The organism is Streptomyces rapamycinicus NRRL 5491 (assembly GCF_024298965.1).
GTDB lineage: Bacteria > Actinomycetota > Actinomycetes > Streptomycetales > Streptomycetaceae > Streptomyces > Streptomyces rapamycinicus.
Genome location: NZ_CP085193.1, coordinates 10944311 through 10959518 on the forward strand (window position 1 = coordinate 10944311; position 15208 = coordinate 10959518).

Genomic DNA, 15208 nt, shown 5'->3' on the forward strand with positions numbered 1-15208 from the left:
GAGTAGGCTGTGCCCCGATCCGCGGGCGGAGGTGGCGAAGGTGTTGGACATCCGGTTCTCGCGTGCGCTCCAGGTGATGCTGTTCCTCGCCGTGGCCGCCGAGAACGGGTCCGGGCCGCTGAGCTCCGCCGAGCTGGCCCACAAACTCAACGCCAACCCGAGCCTGGTCCGGAAACTCCTCGTCCCGCTGACGGACGAGGGGCTGGTCGTCTGCGTCAAGGGCCGTACCGGCGGGGCGCGGCTGGGGCGGCCGACCGACCGGATCACCCTGGCCGAGATCTACCGCTGTGCCGTCGGCGACAAGCCCCTGTTCGCCCCCTCGCCGGGCGGGGAGCCCGTGTGCCCGGTGACCGCGCACGCCGGTGAGTACTTCGCCACGCTCACCGCCGAGGCCGAGGAAGCGGTCCTCGAATCGCTGGGCGACCGCACCCTCGCGGACGGCGTGGGTGAACTGCGCCGCCTCTCCACGGGCCACGCCCGGCAGGGCTGATCCGATCCGGACCGACGTGGCCGTGCCGGCTCCTCATCGGCTGCCGCTCCCGGGGACGGCACCCTACTGGGCCGGAAGGCCATCGCCCCCGTCCGGCTCGGACATGGCCGCGCGGCGCAGATGTTCGGCGAGCGCCGCGGCGGCGGTGGACGACGTCCGGGCCTTTGTGCCCCAGGCCAGCAGATGGTGGCGGCGTGCCCAGGGATCGCGGAGGTCGCATACGTCGAGCGGATGGTGGGGCGCGATGGCACGGCGCGGCACCACGGCGAGACCGACACCGGCGGCCGCGAGGGAGACCAGGGTGTTGAGGTGGGCGACGGTGGTGCGGTAGCGCACCGCCGGAGCGTGCGGACCGAGGTTCTTCTCGATCGAGCGTCGCAGTGAGGAACCGGCGTCGAGCCCCACGAGCGGATGCTCGGCCACCTCGCTGTAGGTCACCTCGGTACGCCCCGCGAGGATCCCGCCGCACTGCCCGATCACCACCAGCGAGTCGTCGCCGAGGGGCTCCGTGGTGAGACCGCAGTCGCGGGCCTCGCGGTCGAGGACCACGCCCAGGTCCGCCTCGCCGTCGGCGAGCATCCGCACGGTGCGCGGGGTGCGGCTCTCGGACACCTCGACGTCGACGTCCGGGTGCGCGCGGAGGAACGAGACCAGGGCCCGTGGCACCAGGCGGTGCATCGCGGAGCCGCCGCCCAGCAGGATCAGCGGGGCGGTCGGCGGCCGGGCGTAGCTCGCCACGGCGCTTTCCAGCCGCGCCGTCCGATCGAGCACGTCCCGTGCGTGGCGGGCCAGCGCCGTCCCCGCCGGGGTGGGGCGCACGCCCCGCCGGCCTCTGATCAGCAGGTCCACGCCCGCGTGGTGCTCGAGCGAGCGCACCCGCGCGCTGGCCGACGGGAGGCTCAGATGCATCCGGCCGGCGCCCGCCGTGATCGAGCCCTCCGCCACGATGTGAAGGAAGAGCCGCAGGTCGTCCAGGTCATACCGCACCCTGATGAGCCTAAGGCAGAGCCTTGGGCCGGCTACGCGGATCACGCATTGTGGCCCCACGGCCCATGGGGCGATGCTCGGCGGGTGTCCGAGACGGTGCTTGTTCTGCTGGCGGGTGTGGCCGCCGGGGCGTTGAACGCCATCGGGGGCGGGGGCACGTTCGTGGCGCTCCCCGCCCTGGTGGCGGCCGGTCTGTCCCCCGTGACGGCCAACGCGTCCTCGACCGTGGCCCTCGTCCCCGGGAGTGTGGCGAGCGCGTGGGTGTACCGGCGCGATCTGGCCCCGGTCGGGGACACGTCCACGTGGGCCCTGACGGCGGTCAGTGTGATCGGTGGCGGGCTCGGTGCCGGTCTGCTGCTGGTGCTGCCCGCGGTGTCGTTCGACGCCGCGGTGCCCTGGCTGCTCGCGTTCGCCACGGTGGTCCTCGCCTTCGGGCGCCGCGTCTCCCGCGCGGTGAGCGAGGCGAGGGGGCGTGCGGTCGGCATGAGCCCCCGGGCCGTCCTGGCCGGTCAGTTCCTCCTCGCCGTGTACGGCGGATACTTCGGCGGTGCCGTAGGCATCATGATGCTGGCCGTGTGGAGCATCGGCCTCGGCCTCGACACCTCGACCGGCAACCCGATGCGGGTCGCCCAGATCACGGCCATCTACCTCAGCGCGACCGGGCTGTTCCTCATCGCCTCGGACGCGCTGGGCGCACCGCGGCTGCTCGCCGCCATGCTGGCCGGGGCGGTGGCCGGTGGTGTGGCCGGGGCGTGGATCGCCCGCCGTCTGCCCGCGTGGCTGCTGCGGGGTGTCATCCTGACCACCGCCGTGACCATGACCGTCCTGTATTTCCTGCGCGGCTGAGGACGCGGCCCGTTACGACAGCGTGTCCGCCGCCCGTTACGACATCGTGTCGGCCACCACGGACGCCGCGTCCGCGATCAGCTTGTTGTCGAACGGGGTGTCCTTGTCACCGCGGTACGACATGATCGCCATGACCAGGGGAGCGGCGTCGGGCCGCCACACCACGGCGATGTCGTTGCGGGCGCCGTAGTAGCTGCCGCTGCCGGTCTTGTCGCCGACCTGCCAGCCCTTGGGCATTCCGGCCCTGATGAGCTCGTCCCCCGTGGTGTTGGTCCGCAGCCACTTCGTGAGCTGGGCGCGCTCTCCCTTGTCGAGGACATCGCCGAGGACGAACGCGCGCAGGTCCTTGGCCATCGCCCGCGGGGTGGTGGTGTCATGTGTCTCGCCCGGCACCCATCGGCTCAACTCCGGCTCGATGCGCTCCATTTGGATGACGTCGTCGCCCAGCTTCTCGAGGGTGGCGTCGAGGCCCTTGACCCCGCCGAGCTGGTCGAAGAGCAGATTGGCCGCGGTGTTGTCGCTGTAGCGGACGGCGGCGTCGCACAGCGCGCCCAGGCTCATCCCGGTGTCCACGTGCTTCTCGGTCACGGGGGAGTTGTCGACCAGATCGTCCTTGGAGTACCGGATCACCCGGTCCAGCCCGCTCAGCTTGTACTTCCGCAGTACGGCACCGGCGGCCAGCGCCTTGAACGTGGAGGCGAAGGCGAACCGTTCGCCGTCGCGGTACGCCACCTCGTGTCCGGTGCCGGTGTCGATCGCGTAGACCCCCAGGTGCGCGTCGTAGGAGCGCTCCAGCTTCTTGAACTCGCCGGTGACCGCCTTCGCGTCCGCGCCCGTACTCGCCGTACCGGCCCTCTCGGCGGAGGTGGACGAGGAGCTCGACGGCCCCGACGCGTCCGGGGAATCCCCTTCGCTGCAGGCCGTCAGCGGGACGAGCAGCGCGAGCGTGGCGAGCGCGCTGACAGCGGTGTGCCGGGTACGGGTGAATCGCATGGTCCGAACCTCCGGTTGGGTTCCCGTCACGCGGGGCGCACACGGGATGGGATGACCGGGCCCCGCTTCCGGGGCGTGGTCATGGCGTGGGGATCACCCTCGCCGTCGGGTGGCTATGCGGTCCAATACGCTCATGCGCTTCTCCATGCTGATCTGGCATAGAGTGCGGGGGTGGATCTGGTGGGAGTGTGCCGGGCGTTCGTCAGCGTGAGCGAGCGGGGGAGTTTCACCGTCGGGGCGGCCGCCGCCCGGATGTCGCAGTCGGTGGCCAGCCGTCGCGTGGCCGCGCTGGAGGAGCGCTTCGGGGAGCAGCTCTTCGAGCGCACCTCGCGGCGGGCCGTCCTCACCCCGTTCGGGCGGGAGATGCTGCCGGTGGCCAGACAGCTCGTACAGGCGGCCGATGTGCTGCTGCACGAGGCGGAGGCGGCCAAGCGCAAGCCGTGGCGGCTCGCGGTGCCCGGTATCTGCTCCACGGCCGGTCTCGCCCACCTCGTCGCCCAGGCGCGGGGGCACGGGGTCACCCTGGATCTCCGCGTGGCGACGCCCGCGCGGCGCCTGGAGCTCATCCACGCACAGCAGGTGCGGGCCGCCCTGCTCGCGGTGCCCGCGGACGAGGCCACGTGGTCGGTGCCGCTCGGACTGGCCGGAGTGCGGGATCCCGGTGTGCGGCGGGTCTATCTCGAGACGTTGCGGGTCGGCCGGTCCGCTCGGGGCCCGGCCCGCCGGATATGGATCCAGCCGGAGGACGATGTGCCGCACATCCGCGACCCGCTCACCCGGCTGCGCGACGCGGTCGGTCTGCGGCCCGCGCAACTCGTGGCCGCCACCGATCTGACGACCGCCGCCGCCGAAGTCCTCTGCACCCGCGACCTGTTGCTGTGCTCTCCCGCGCAGGCCGAGGAACTCGCCCTGGAGTGGCGGCCCATCGGTGAGATCGCGCTCAGCCGGGGATTCGCCCTCGCCGCCGCCGCGGACGGCAACCCCCAGCACCTCGAAGGGCGTCTGGGCGGCGCCATCGCCCGCTGCCTCGGCGCGGGCACCGGGGAATGGCGTACACGGGCGGACACCGCGGAAGGAGCCGGAGCATGAGCACCGAGGCACTGCTGAGCGATCTGCGCGCGCAGTTGCGCGACGGCGGCCTGCACGGCTGTCTGCTCGTACGGGACCTCCACACGGGGGACGAGGTGGGGATCGACCCGGACACCCAGCTGCCCTCCGCCTCCCTGGTCAAGGTCCCGCTCGCGCTGGCCACCATGGAGCGCGTCCGGCGCGGCGAGCTCGACGGAGCCACGATGCTCGATGTGCCACCCGGGCGGATCACCACGCCCGGTCCCACCGGGCTGAGCCGGTTCCGCCACCCCGTCCGGATCGCGGTCGACGATCTGCTCTACCTGAGCACCTGTGTGAGCGACGGAACGGCGGCCGACGCGCTGTTCGGCCTCACCCCGCCCGCCCAGGTGGCCGAGATCCTCCATGAGCTCGGGCTGCGCGGCATCACCGTCCGGCACGGTATGCGCGAACTGAGCGAAACCCCCGTTGAGCGCTTCGACGCCGCACAGGTGCATCTCGCCCACGCCCTCGCCATCGACGCCGGCACCAGCGGCCGCGGCCACCGGGTGCCGCAACTCGACACCACCCGAGCCAACACCGGCAGCGCACGCGCCTGGGTGGAACTGCTCCAAGCACTGTGGACACCGTCGAAAATCCACCCCGAAGTGGCGCTGCGCGTACGCGACCTCATGGCCCACAACGTGCTGCGGCACCGGCTCGCCCCGGACTTCAGCTCCGACGCCACCACCTGGTCCTCCAAGACCGGCACCCTGCTCAACCTCCGCCATGAGATCGGGATCGTCGAGCACTCCGACGGCCAGGTGTTCGCCGTCGCCGCGCTCACCGAGTCGCTGGTGCCGGCCAATGTCCAGCCCGGCGCCGAGGCCCTGATGGCGCAGGTGGCCCGCACCCTGCGCGACCACCTCCGGCAGCTCTAGGGCCCTTCTGGCAGATCTCCGTGGAAGAAGGACCCTGGGCCATGGTCAGAGAGTGCGGCCGAAGAGGTCGAGCAGGGCCTCCCAGTGGCGTTCGGCGGCCTCGGTGTCGTAGGCGGAGGTGTCGGCCTGGGTGAAGCCGTGCTGGGCGCCCGTGTAGACCTCGGTGCGGTGGCGGACACCGGCCTCGTTGAGGGCCTTGTCCAGGCGCTCGATCTGCTCGGGGGGCAGGGAGCGATCCTGGTCCGCGTGTCCGAAGTACAGCTCGGCGGTGATCTGCCCGGCCACCGTGTGCGGGCTGTCCGGCTCCTCCGTGGCCAACTGGGCACCGTGGAAACCGGCTGCCGCGGCGACGCGATCGGGGTGCGCTCCGGCGGTCCGCAGGACCAGCCCGGCGCCCAAGCAGTAGCCGGTGAGGCCCACGGGCCCGTCGGCGGCCCGCGGGCAGGACGCCAGCCAGTCGAGATAGGCACCGGCGTCGCTCATGGCACGCTCGGGAGTGAGCTCCCGCGCGATCGGGGCGATGTGCTCGAAGATCGCCGGACGCGCCGCCGGGTCGAGGAAGTCGGGCAGCTCCACCACCGGAGCGCGCCCGTGGCGGTAGAACACGTTGGGCACCAGCACGGTGTAACCGGCCGCGGCCAGACGGTCGGCCATCCCGCGCAGATGGGGCCGGAGGCCGAACGCGTCCATGTAGAACAGAACGGCCGGGTGGCTGCCGGTGTCGTCGGGGTGGGCCAGATAGGCATCGGCGATGCCGTCCTGGGTGGGGATGTCCACGGCTGATCCGCGCACTGCGGCCATGTGGGGGTTCCTTTCCTCGATGCGTACCGGACGGCGCGCGAGCACCGCCGAGCAAGATCTCCAGCCTCTCCGGCGGATTGTGCCACTCGCCGTCGGCGCGTCGGACGCCACGTTCGCCGATGGCCGATTCGCTCCCTCCCTGGAGGCGCCACTCGGGCAGAGCGGGTCCTAGGGGGGTCCGGCGGACCACGCGGCGGAGCCGCATGGTGATGCTTTCCCCTCCCCGCCCCTCCCCGCTACCGGGGGCTTCGCCCCCGGACCCCGGGGTCTGGGGCGGAGCCCCAGTTGAGGGAAGGGGCGGGGAACAGCCCGCCGCAGGCGTCAAGATCCGCCGGTCGGCCCCTAGACGTAACCCTCGGGCAGGGCGGCCCCACCGGCGCGGACGTGTCCGATCGCCGCGGCGATCGAATAGCAGTCGAAGAGCGCCGAATGCTCCTTGCCGGCCGCGGGTTTGGGCAGGCCGAGCGCTTCCCACAGCCGACCGGAATTGGCCGGGGCAGTCACCGGCGCGATGGTGTTCAGCCATGGCCGGATGTTCAGGAAGGGGGTGGTGAGAAAGCCGTTCTTGACCTGCTCGCCGCGGGCCCGGGCCCATCCCACGTTCTCCCCGAGGACGACCATGTCATTGCCGTAGGAGAGGACGGACTGCCCCCGGCAGAAGGCCAGGAAGTCGCCGATCGCCTCGGCGGGTGCGACTCCCTCGCGGTCCAGGGTCTGCTGGTCGATACCGGTGAGGCCGGTGAAGAACGGGGACAGCCGGGGATTGACCACCGGTCTGACCAGCGCCTCGTATTCCTCGACGACGGAGTAGGCGTCAGCGGAGGAGTCGGTGCTGATGCGCAGCGCGCCGATCTGAACGATTTCGCGAAGCTGGCCCGGTTCCGACCAGTCCTGCTCGAGCGCTCCCGACCAGGTGGTGAACTCAAGGTCGAACACGACAAACGTCGACAAACGGTCTCTCCTCGATATGCGGTGCGGGCGAATGAACCGTACGAGTCGCCGCGCAGGAGGCTACTCCTCCGTGCTCGGCCATTGACGCCGACGGTCGCCAGTCCTACCGTCAGGTTCGATTTCACGGTCAACGTACGAAATATCGAACAAGTAATGGCATGGCCCTGACATCCACGAGGAAGGGCACCACCATGAAGGTTCCTTCGGGTCTCACGAGGGTGAGAAGAGCGCTGCTGTCGGTGGGTGCGACAGCGGCCCTCGTCCTCGGACTCCTGGCCGGCGGTACGGGCACCTCCCAGGCCGCGGCCTCCCTGCCGTGCGACATCTATGCCGCGGCCGGTACGCCCTGCGTGGCCGCGCACAGCACCACCCGGGCCCTCTACGCCTCCTTCAACGGCCCGCTCTACCAGCTGAAACGCGCCTCCGACAGCGCCGTGACCGACGTGGGAACGCTGACGGCGGGCGGCTACGCCGACGCCGCCCGGCAGGACTCCTTCTGCGCCGGAACCACATGCGTGATCAACGTCATCTACGACCAGTCACCGCGCCACAACCACATGCCCATCGAACCGGCCGGCACCGCGGGCCCCGCCAACTCCGGTGTGCCCGCCGACGCGTTACCCGTGACCGCGGGCGGCCACCAGGTCTACGGCGCGTCCTTCTCCGGGCGCATGGGCTACCGTCACACCGCGGCCTCCGGGGTCGCCGTCAACGGCCAGCCCGAGGGGATGTACATGGTCACCTCCGGCACCCATGTCAATGGCCTGTGCTGTTTCGACTACGGCAACGCCGAGGTGCGGATCGCCGACACCGGCAACGGCCACATGGACGCCATCAACTTCGGCACGGAGTGCTGGTTCCCGCCGTGCAGCGGATCCGGGCCCTGGGTGCAGGCGGACCTGGAGAACGGCCTGTTCCAGTCGGACAGCGGCTACAGCGAGAACCCCTCGAACACCGGCAACTCCGCGCCCTTCGTCACCGCCCTGCTGAAGAACAACGGACAGAACCACTTCGCCCTCAAGGACGGCAACGCCCAGTCCGGCAGGCTCACCACCCAGTACGCGGGTCCTGAGCCGTCCAGGCCGGGCTACTCGCCGATGCACCAGGAGGGCTCCATCGTCCTCGGCACCGGCGGCGACAACAGTAACGGGTCCATCGGCTCGTTCTTCGAGGGCGTGATGACCAGCGGTCTGCCGACCGACGCGGCCGACGACGCGGTGCAGGCCAACGTCGTGTCGGTGGGCTACGGCGCGCCCAGCCCCGTGGCGGGCGGCACCCTCGACGCGGGCTCGACGACGTCCCTGCGCGCCACCACCCCCGGCTACACCGACCGCTACGCCCGCCACCAGGCCAACAGCGCCGTCACCTCCGTGGTGTCCTCCGGGAGCTCCGCACTCGACAAGGGCGACGCGTCCTGGATCGTGCGCCGTGGCCTCGCCAACGCCTCCTGCGTGTCGTTCGAGTCGCGCAACTACCCCGGCGACTTCCTGCGCCACTACGACTACCAACTGCTCCGGCAGCCGATGGACGGCACCGCCGTCTTCCGGGCCGACGCCACCTTCTGCCCCCGGACCGGCAAGAACGGCCAGGGCACCTCGTTCGCGTCCTACAACTACCCCGACCGGTTCATCCGCCACTACGAGAACAAGGTCTACATCGCCTCCAACGGAGGGTCCAACCCCTTCGACAGCGCCACGTCATGGGCCGACGACGTGAGTTGGCGGGTCTCCACCCCCTGGACTCCGTAGGACGACCTGGCCCGCCGTAGGACGACCTGCCGCCGCGGGACGGCGTGGGGAGCCCTCAGTCGCGCAGGCTCATGCCGCCACAGACCGACCACACCTGGCCGTTGACCCACTCGGCGTCGTCCGAGAGGAGAAACGCCACGGTGCCCGCCACGTCCGCGGGCTCGCCCAGCCGCGGACTGCGGGCGATCTTCAGCGCCATGGCCTGCAGCCGCTGGTCGTCCCGCTGCTTCTGGGTGTCGCCCATGACCAGCCCGGGTGCCACGGCGTTGCAGCGGATGCCCTCCTTGCCCCAGCGGGAGGCGATATGGCGGGTCAGCGCGTTGATCCCGGCCTTGGAGGCGGCATACGCGGGACGCCGGGGCTCCCCTCCCCAGGCCGCGCCGGAGGAGGTGTTCACGATCACGCCGCCGCCCTGGGCCAGCAGCCGCGGGATGACCGCCCGGCAGGTGAGGGCGTAGCCCAGCAGATTCACCTCGTGGGTGCGCCGCCACACGGCCGGGTCCATCTCCAGCAGATCGGTGTCCCGGCCCAGGTGCTCGTCCGAGAGGTCGGCGCCGACGTTGTAGAGCCCGTCGACCCCGCCGAGTTCGGCGGCGGCCCGGTCGATCAGCGCGCCGATCGACTCCTCGTCGGCGAGGTCGAACCGGACGGCGACCGCGGTGCCGCCGGCCTCGGCGACGCGCTGGGCGGTGGCCTTCGCGCCCGCGAGGTCGATGTCGCCGACGACGACCGAGGCGCCTTCCCCGGCGAGCCGTTCGGCCGTGGCGGCACCGATACCGGTGGCGCCACCCGCGATGACGATCCTCTTGCCCTGAAGTCCCCTCATGCCTCTCTCCCACTGACAGAGGTCCGGAACCGACAAAAGCACGCGTCATCATTCCACGACGAAGCTCGATAGTCTCCAGCCCGGACGGCCGTATGCGGGGCGGCAGTTGGCCGCCCCGCGCCGTGCCTCAGGAGAACCGGTGCCTCAGGAGAACCGGTGTCTCAGGAGAACCGGTGTCTCAGGAGAATGTGCCGAGCTCGACCCGGTCGGGGTCGGGTCCACCGCGCGTCCCGGTGTCGAGCGCGTCGATGGCGGCCACTTCGTGGGGGGTCAGGGAGAAGTCGAAGATCCCGATGTTCTCCGCGATGCGGTGGGGTTTGACCGACTTCGGGATCGCGGACAGGTCGTGCTCGACCTGCCAGCGCAGGATGATCTGGGCCGGGCTCTTGCCGTACTTCTCGGCGAGGCCGGTGATGGTGGGCTCCTGGAGCGGATCCCTGACCTTGTCCGCGCCCTCGCCCCCGTAGCGGTTCACCCCGCCGATGGGCGACCAGGACTGGGTGAGGATGCCATGGCGGACGTCGAACGCGCGCAGCTCCGGCTGGCTGAAGTTCGGGTGCAGCTCGACCTGGTTCACGGCGGGCACGACCTCGGTGCGCGCCATGAGGGCGGTCAGGTGTTCGGGGGTGTGGTTGCATACGCCGATGGCCCGCACCCGGCCGTCCGCCAGCAGCTTCTCGGCCGCCTTGTACGAGGCCACCGTGGTGTCGTACGCGGACGGGACCGGCCAGTGCAGCAGATACAGGTCGAGGTGGTCCAGGCCCAGCTTGGTGAGGCTGGTGTCGAAGGCCCGGAGGGTGGAGTCGTAGCCGTAGTCGGTCAGCCACAGCTTGGTGATGACGAAGATCTCCTCGCGGCCGATGCCCGATCGGGCGATGCCCTCACCGACCTCCTTCTCATTGCCGTAGGCGGCCGCGGTGTCGATCAGGCGGTAGCCGTTGTCGATGGCCGTCGTCACGGCGGGGACGGTCTCGTCGGGCGGGCTCTGGTAGACACCGAGGCCGAGGGCGGGCATCCGCACGCCGTTGTTCAGGGTCAGAAGCGGGGCTGGTCCATTCATACGGGATCCTTGGGTGAGTCGGAGACCGGCGGGTCCGGCGCCGGTGCCGTGGCCCCGGCACCGGGCAGAGCCCGCTCGTACTGCGACAGGGGTTCCCAAAGACGGGCCGCTCGCTCGCTCCGCACCCCGAACGTCACCACGTTGGCGTGCTCAGGGAGCCGTGCCCGGCCTCCGAGGCCGCCGCTCCACCCTCGTAGGGCGGGGGATCACGGTGACGAGCTGTGCTCGCCGGCCGTCATGTCCTGCGTGCCGATCACCGAGAGAAGCTCCAGCTGCGCGGCGCCCTCGGTGCCCGGCGGGGCGCTGAACCACAGCAGCCGCTGGTGGCCGTCCTCGCTGAACAGGGAGTGGCAGTCCAGCTCGATGACGCCCAGCGAGGGGTGGACGATGCGCTTGTGGTCGGTCCGCCGGAGGGCCACGTCATGGGTGTCCCAGAGGGCGGCGAACTCCTCGCTGCGGCGGCGGAGCGCGGCCACCATCCGCCGTACCTCGGAGTCGCCGCCGCGCCGGGCGGCGACGGCCTGGAGGTCGGCCACGAAGACCCGGGAGTGGTGGGAGTGGTCCTCGGGCGGGTAGACCCCACGGGCGTCCGGATCGGTGAACCAGCGGTAGACGAAGCTCGCCGCGGGGCCGCGCACCGCCGGGGGACGGCCGATCAGCGCCGCGGCCAGCTCGTTCTGCACCAGCGTCTGGTGCAGATCGGTGATGACCTGGGCGGGGGTGGTGGTGAGCCGGTCAAGCAGGCCGAGCAGGGCCGGCTGGACCTGCGCGGCCGGGCCGTGCGCCGCCGGGGGGACGGGCCGGCCGGTGAGGTGGAACAGATGGTCGCGCTCGTCGCCGTTCAGCCGCAGCGCGCGGGCGAGCGCGGTCAGCACCTGGGCGGAGGGCTGGACGCCGCGACCGCGCTCCAGCTCGGTGTAGTAGTCCGCGGACAACCCGGCCAGCTGGGCGACCTCCTCGCGCCGCAGGCCGGGCACCCGGCGCCGCGGACCGGCGGGCAGCCCGACGTCGGCCGGGCGGATGCGGTCGCGCCGGGACTTCAGGAACGCGGCGAATTCGGAGTGGTTCACGCCTCCCATGGTCGCTTGTACCGGTGAGCTGAGCCAGGGGCTGACAACCCCTGGGTGGAGAGAGCCGTGGCTGGCCCGGCGATCCCCGCCCAAGCTGGGAACACCGAAGGGGCACGGCGGCGAACGACGCCGGCGCCCCGGGGGCCACGGCCCTTACGCCGTGGCATCCACCCACCAGCACATGCCCCAGGAGTCTCCATGTCGCCCCAGGAAACCGCGCCCCAGCACCCCGCCGACCGGCCCCGCGTCGCCATCGTCACCGGAGGCTCCCGCGGCATCGGCCACGAGGCGGTGAAGCGGCTGGCCGCCGACGGATACGCCGTCGTGATCGGCTACGCGGGCCACCGCGAACCGGCCGAGGCAGCCGCCGAGGACATCACCGCCGCCGGTGGCCGGGCCGTCGCCGTCCAGGCCGACGTCGCCGACGAACAGCAGGTGGCCGCGCTCTTCGACACCGCGGAGTCCGAGTTCGGCGGTGTCGACGTCGTCGTCCACGCGGCCGGCCGGATGTATCTGGCGCCCATCGCCGAGCTGGACCTCGCCGAGCTGGACACGCTGCACCGCACCAACATCCGCGGCACCTTCGTCGTCGCCCAGCAGGCCGCCCGCAGGATCCGCGGCGGCGGGGCGCTCATCACCTTCTCCACGTCCATCGTGGGCCTGGCCCTCCCCGCCTACGGCGCCTACAGCGCCAGCAAGGGAGCGGTCGAGGCGCTCACCCTGATCCTGGCGCGCGAGCTGCGCGGGCGGGACGTCACCGTCAACACCGTGGCCCCCGGCCCCACCGCCACCGACCTGTTCCTCGACGGCAAGGACGAGGAGACCATCGCCCGGATGGCGGCCCAGCCCCCGCTGGAGCGCCTGGGCACCCCCGCCGACATCGCCGAGGTCGTGGCCTTCCTCGCCTCCCCGGCCGGGCACTGGGTCAACGGTCAGCGGGTCCGCGCCAACGGCGGCATCGTCTGACCACCGCCGCACAACCCGCTTCCCCCCCATCTCTCGCCCGTAAGGACCCCATGCCCTCCGACACACCCACGACCATCCTGGTCACCGGGGCCTCCAGTGGCTTCGGGGCGCTGACCGCACGCGCCCTGGCCCGCGCCGGCCACACGGTCTACGCCGGGATCCGGCAGCCGGAGACCCGCAACGCCTCCGCGGTGGCCGAGCTGAACCGCTACGCCACCGACCACGACGTCGACCTGCGAGCCGTGGAGCTCGACGTCACCTCACAGGACTCCGCCGACGCCGCCATCGCCCGCATCCTGGCCGACCGGAACCGGCTGGACGTGATCGTCCACAACGCCGGACACATGGCCACCGGCCCGGCGGAGGCCTTCACCCCCGAGCAGCTGGCCCATCTGTACGACGTCAACGTCCTGGGCACCCAGCGCGTCAACCGTGCCGCGCTGCCGCATCTGCGGGCCCGGGGCGAGGGGCTGCTGGTGTGGATCGGCAGCTCCAGCACCCGCGGCGGCTGCCCGCCCTTCATCGGGCCCTACTTCGCCGCGAAGGCCGCCATGGACGCCCTGGCCGTCAGCTACGCCGCCGAGGTGGTCCGCTTCGGCATCGACACCGCGATCGTCGTCCCCGGCGCCTTCACCTCGGGCACCAACCACTTCCGCCACGCGGGCGCGCCCGCCGACCCCGACCGCGCCGCCGCCTACGACGAGCGCTATGGCACCCTGCTGGCCGAACTCGACCAGCGGCTGGCCGCGCTGATTCCGCCGGACGCGGACGCCGCGCACGTCGCGGACGCCGTCGTACGCCTGGTGGCCCGGCCGGCCGGCGCCCGCCCGCTGCGCACCCACATAGACCCCAGCCGCGACGGCAGCGAAGTCGTCTCCGCGGTCGCCGACCGCGTCCGCGCCGAGTTCTTCCGCCGGGCCGGGCTGGACGATCTGCTCACCACGGGCAGCTCACTGTAACCACACCCGAATCGCACCCTCGAACACACCGAAATCCCACCTACGAAAGAGAACGGCCATGCCCTTCGCGAACTTCAAGGTCCCTGCCGGATCCCTCGACGAGAAGCAGAAGGAGGAGATCGTCACCCGTGCCACCGAGCTGTACGTCGAGATCTACGGTGAGCGCGCCCGCGCCACCACCCTGGTCCTGGTCGAGGAGGTCACCGACGGCGGCTGGGGCATAGGCGGCAATGTCCTGACCCTTGCCATGCTCCAGCAGCCACCCGGCAACTGACACCACCGGACCCCAGCGCCCCGGCGTCCCCATCTCCCCCGGGGACGCCGGGGCGCTCCCCCGGGAGGAGGATCTCTCCCTCCCCCGGGGGGGATGCCGGGCTACTCGGGCCGGACCTCCTGGAGACCGGCGCCGACCCGCGCGGCCTCGGCGTCGCGCCGGGCGACGAGCGAGGCATGGGTCGGGGCGCCGGGCACGGTGGCGGGGCGGTCCTCGGCGAACTCGGCGCGCAGCACCCGCACCACCTCGCCGAGGTGGTCCAGCTGTTCCAGGACGGTCTTCAGCGGCAGCCCGGCGTGGTCCATGAGGAACAGCTGGCGCTGGTAGTCGCCGAAGGAGTCACGGAAGGCCAGGGTCTTCTCGATGGCCTCCTGCGGGCTGCCCACGGTCAGCGGGGTGTCGCGGGTGAACTCCTCCAGGGACGGGCCGTGGCCGTAGACCGGCGCGTTGTCGAAGTACGGGCGGAACTCACGCACGGCGTCCTGGGAGTTGGGCCGGATGAACACCTGGCCGCCGAGCCCGACGATCGCCTGCTCGGGCGTGCCGTGGCCGTAGTGGGCGTAGCGGCGCCGGTAGAGGTCGATCAGCTGCTGGAAGTGCTCCTTGGGCCAGAAGATGTTGTTGGCGAAGAAGCCGTCGCCGTAGTAGGCGGCCTGCTCGGCGATCTCCGGCGAGCGGATCGAGCCGTGCCAGACGAACGGCGGCACCCCGTCCAGGGGTCGCGGGGTTGCGGTGAAACCCCGCAGCGGGGTGCGGAACCGCCCCTCCCAGTCCACCACGTCCTCGCGCCACAGCCGGTGCAGCAGGGCGTAGTTCTCGATGGCGAGCGGAATGCCCTGGCGGATGTCCTGCCCGAACCACGGATAGACCGGACCGGTGTTTCCGCGCCCCATCATCAGATCGACCCGGCCGTCCGCCAGGTGCTGGAGCATGGCGAAGTCCTCGGCGATCTTCACCGGGTCGTTGGTGGTGATCAGCGTGGTGGAGGTCGAGAGGATCAGCCGCTCGGTGCGCGCCGCGACGTACCCGAGCATGGTGGTGGGGGAGGACGGCACGAACGGCGGGTTGTGGTGCTCGCCGGTCGCGAAGACGTCGAGGCCCACCTCCTCCGCCTTCAGCGCGATCCTGACCATGGCCTTGATCCGCTCGTGCTCGCTCGGCGCCGTGCCCCTGGTCGGGTCCTCCGTCACATCCCCGACCGTGAAGATCCCGAACTGCACCGGACTCACCCTCCTCCGAAGTAGTTGAT

At 71.5% G+C, this 15208-nt stretch carries 16 protein-coding genes; 8 read left to right on the forward strand and 8 right to left on the reverse strand.

The window, feature by feature from the left end; all coding sequences use genetic code 11:
- The first annotated feature begins 40 nt into the window (after positions 1-40).
- Positions 41-490 (forward strand): RrF2 family transcriptional regulator, encoded by a 450-nt coding sequence (locus tag LIV37_RS45575; protein ID WP_121826755.1) that lies wholly within the window; start codon positions 41-43, stop codon positions 488-490.
- 63 nt (positions 491-553) lie between these two features.
- Here the strand turns inward: LIV37_RS45575 and LIV37_RS45580 are convergent, their stop codons facing one another.
- Positions 554-1477 carry a LysR family transcriptional regulator gene (locus tag LIV37_RS45580; RefSeq protein ID WP_020873844.1) on the reverse strand — a complete coding sequence of 308 codons (924 nt, stop codon included), beginning with the start codon at positions 1475-1477 and terminating at the stop codon, positions 554-556.
- Positions 1478-1561: 84 nt separating this feature from the next.
- Between LIV37_RS45580 and LIV37_RS45585 the strand changes: the two genes are divergently transcribed.
- A complete protein-coding gene (locus LIV37_RS45585) occupies positions 1562-2323 on the forward strand; it encodes a sulfite exporter TauE/SafE family protein (protein ID WP_020873845.1) in 762 nt (253 codons plus the stop codon).
- A 36-nt stretch (positions 2324-2359) separates the two neighbouring features.
- On the opposite strand, the gene bla is transcribed toward LIV37_RS45585, so the two are convergent.
- Complete coding sequence (gene bla, locus LIV37_RS45590; RefSeq protein WP_020873846.1) at positions 2360-3316, reverse strand: class A beta-lactamase; 957 nt, start codon at positions 3314-3316, stop codon at positions 2360-2362.
- 171 nt (positions 3317-3487) lie between these two features.
- On the opposite strand from bla, the gene LIV37_RS45595 reads away from it, so the two are divergent.
- Complete coding sequence (locus LIV37_RS45595) at positions 3488-4405, forward strand: LysR family transcriptional regulator (RefSeq protein WP_020873847.1); 918 nt, start codon at positions 3488-3490, stop codon at positions 4403-4405.
- On the forward strand, positions 4402-5304 hold the full coding sequence (locus LIV37_RS45600; RefSeq protein WP_020873848.1) for a serine hydrolase: 903 nt from the start codon (positions 4402-4404) through the stop codon (positions 5302-5304). Before LIV37_RS45595 ends, LIV37_RS45600 begins: the two co-directional genes overlap by 4 nt.
- Positions 5305-5349: 45 nt before the next feature.
- On the opposite strand, the gene LIV37_RS45605 is transcribed toward LIV37_RS45600, so the two are convergent.
- Both LIV37_RS45605 and LIV37_RS45610 read right to left on the reverse strand, forming a co-directional pair.
- Positions 5350-6105 (reverse strand): dienelactone hydrolase family protein, encoded by a 756-nt coding sequence (locus tag LIV37_RS45605; RefSeq protein WP_020873849.1) that lies wholly within the window; start codon positions 6103-6105, stop codon positions 5350-5352.
- Between the two features lie 342 nt (positions 6106-6447).
- Entirely contained in the window at positions 6448-7056 is a 609-nt protein-coding gene (locus tag LIV37_RS45610; RefSeq protein ID WP_121826599.1) for a 3'-5' exonuclease, read from the reverse strand.
- A 191-nt stretch (positions 7057-7247) separates the two neighbouring features.
- Here LIV37_RS45610 and LIV37_RS45615 point away from each other — a divergent pair, with 191 nt between their 5' ends.
- On the forward strand, positions 7248-8804 hold the full coding sequence (locus LIV37_RS45615; RefSeq protein WP_121826598.1) for an alpha-L-arabinofuranosidase B: 1557 nt from the start codon (positions 7248-7250) through the stop codon (positions 8802-8804).
- A 55-nt stretch (positions 8805-8859) separates the two neighbouring features.
- Here LIV37_RS45615 and LIV37_RS45620 read toward each other — a convergent pair whose 3' ends face one another.
- From LIV37_RS45620 to LIV37_RS45630, 3 genes are all read right to left on the reverse strand, one after another.
- Positions 8860-9630, reverse strand: coding sequence for an SDR family NAD(P)-dependent oxidoreductase (locus LIV37_RS45620; RefSeq protein WP_020873852.1), 771 nt, complete (start codon positions 9628-9630; stop codon positions 8860-8862).
- A gap of 178 nt (positions 9631-9808) precedes the next feature.
- Positions 9809-10690 carry an aldo/keto reductase gene (locus LIV37_RS45625; protein ID WP_020873853.1) on the reverse strand — a complete coding sequence of 294 codons (882 nt, stop codon included), beginning with the start codon at positions 10688-10690 and terminating at the stop codon, positions 9809-9811.
- 206 nt (positions 10691-10896) lie between these two features.
- A complete protein-coding gene (locus tag LIV37_RS45630; protein WP_020873854.1) occupies positions 10897-11769 on the reverse strand; it encodes a helix-turn-helix transcriptional regulator in 873 nt (290 codons plus the stop codon).
- Between the two features lie 189 nt (positions 11770-11958).
- Here LIV37_RS45630 and LIV37_RS45635 point away from each other — a divergent pair, with 189 nt between their 5' ends.
- From LIV37_RS45635 to LIV37_RS45645, 3 genes are read left to right on the forward strand one after another with little or no spacing between them, the layout of a single operon-like run.
- Positions 11959-12726 carry an SDR family oxidoreductase gene (locus tag LIV37_RS45635; protein WP_020873855.1) on the forward strand — a complete coding sequence of 256 codons (768 nt, stop codon included), beginning with the start codon at positions 11959-11961 and terminating at the stop codon, positions 12724-12726.
- A 50-nt stretch (positions 12727-12776) separates the two neighbouring features.
- Positions 12777-13685: an SDR family NAD(P)-dependent oxidoreductase gene (locus LIV37_RS45640; RefSeq protein WP_020873856.1), complete on the forward strand. Its 909-nt coding sequence runs from the start codon at positions 12777-12779 to the stop codon at positions 13683-13685.
- A 58-nt stretch (positions 13686-13743) separates the two neighbouring features.
- A complete protein-coding gene (locus tag LIV37_RS45645; RefSeq protein ID WP_020873857.1) occupies positions 13744-13959 on the forward strand; it encodes a tautomerase family protein in 216 nt (71 codons plus the stop codon).
- A 101-nt stretch (positions 13960-14060) separates the two neighbouring features.
- On the opposite strand, the gene LIV37_RS45650 is transcribed toward LIV37_RS45645, so the two are convergent.
- On the reverse strand, positions 14061-15179 hold the full coding sequence (locus LIV37_RS45650) for an LLM class flavin-dependent oxidoreductase (RefSeq protein WP_020873858.1): 1119 nt from the start codon (positions 15177-15179) through the stop codon (positions 14061-14063).
- Positions 15180-15208: the final 29 nt, after the last annotated feature.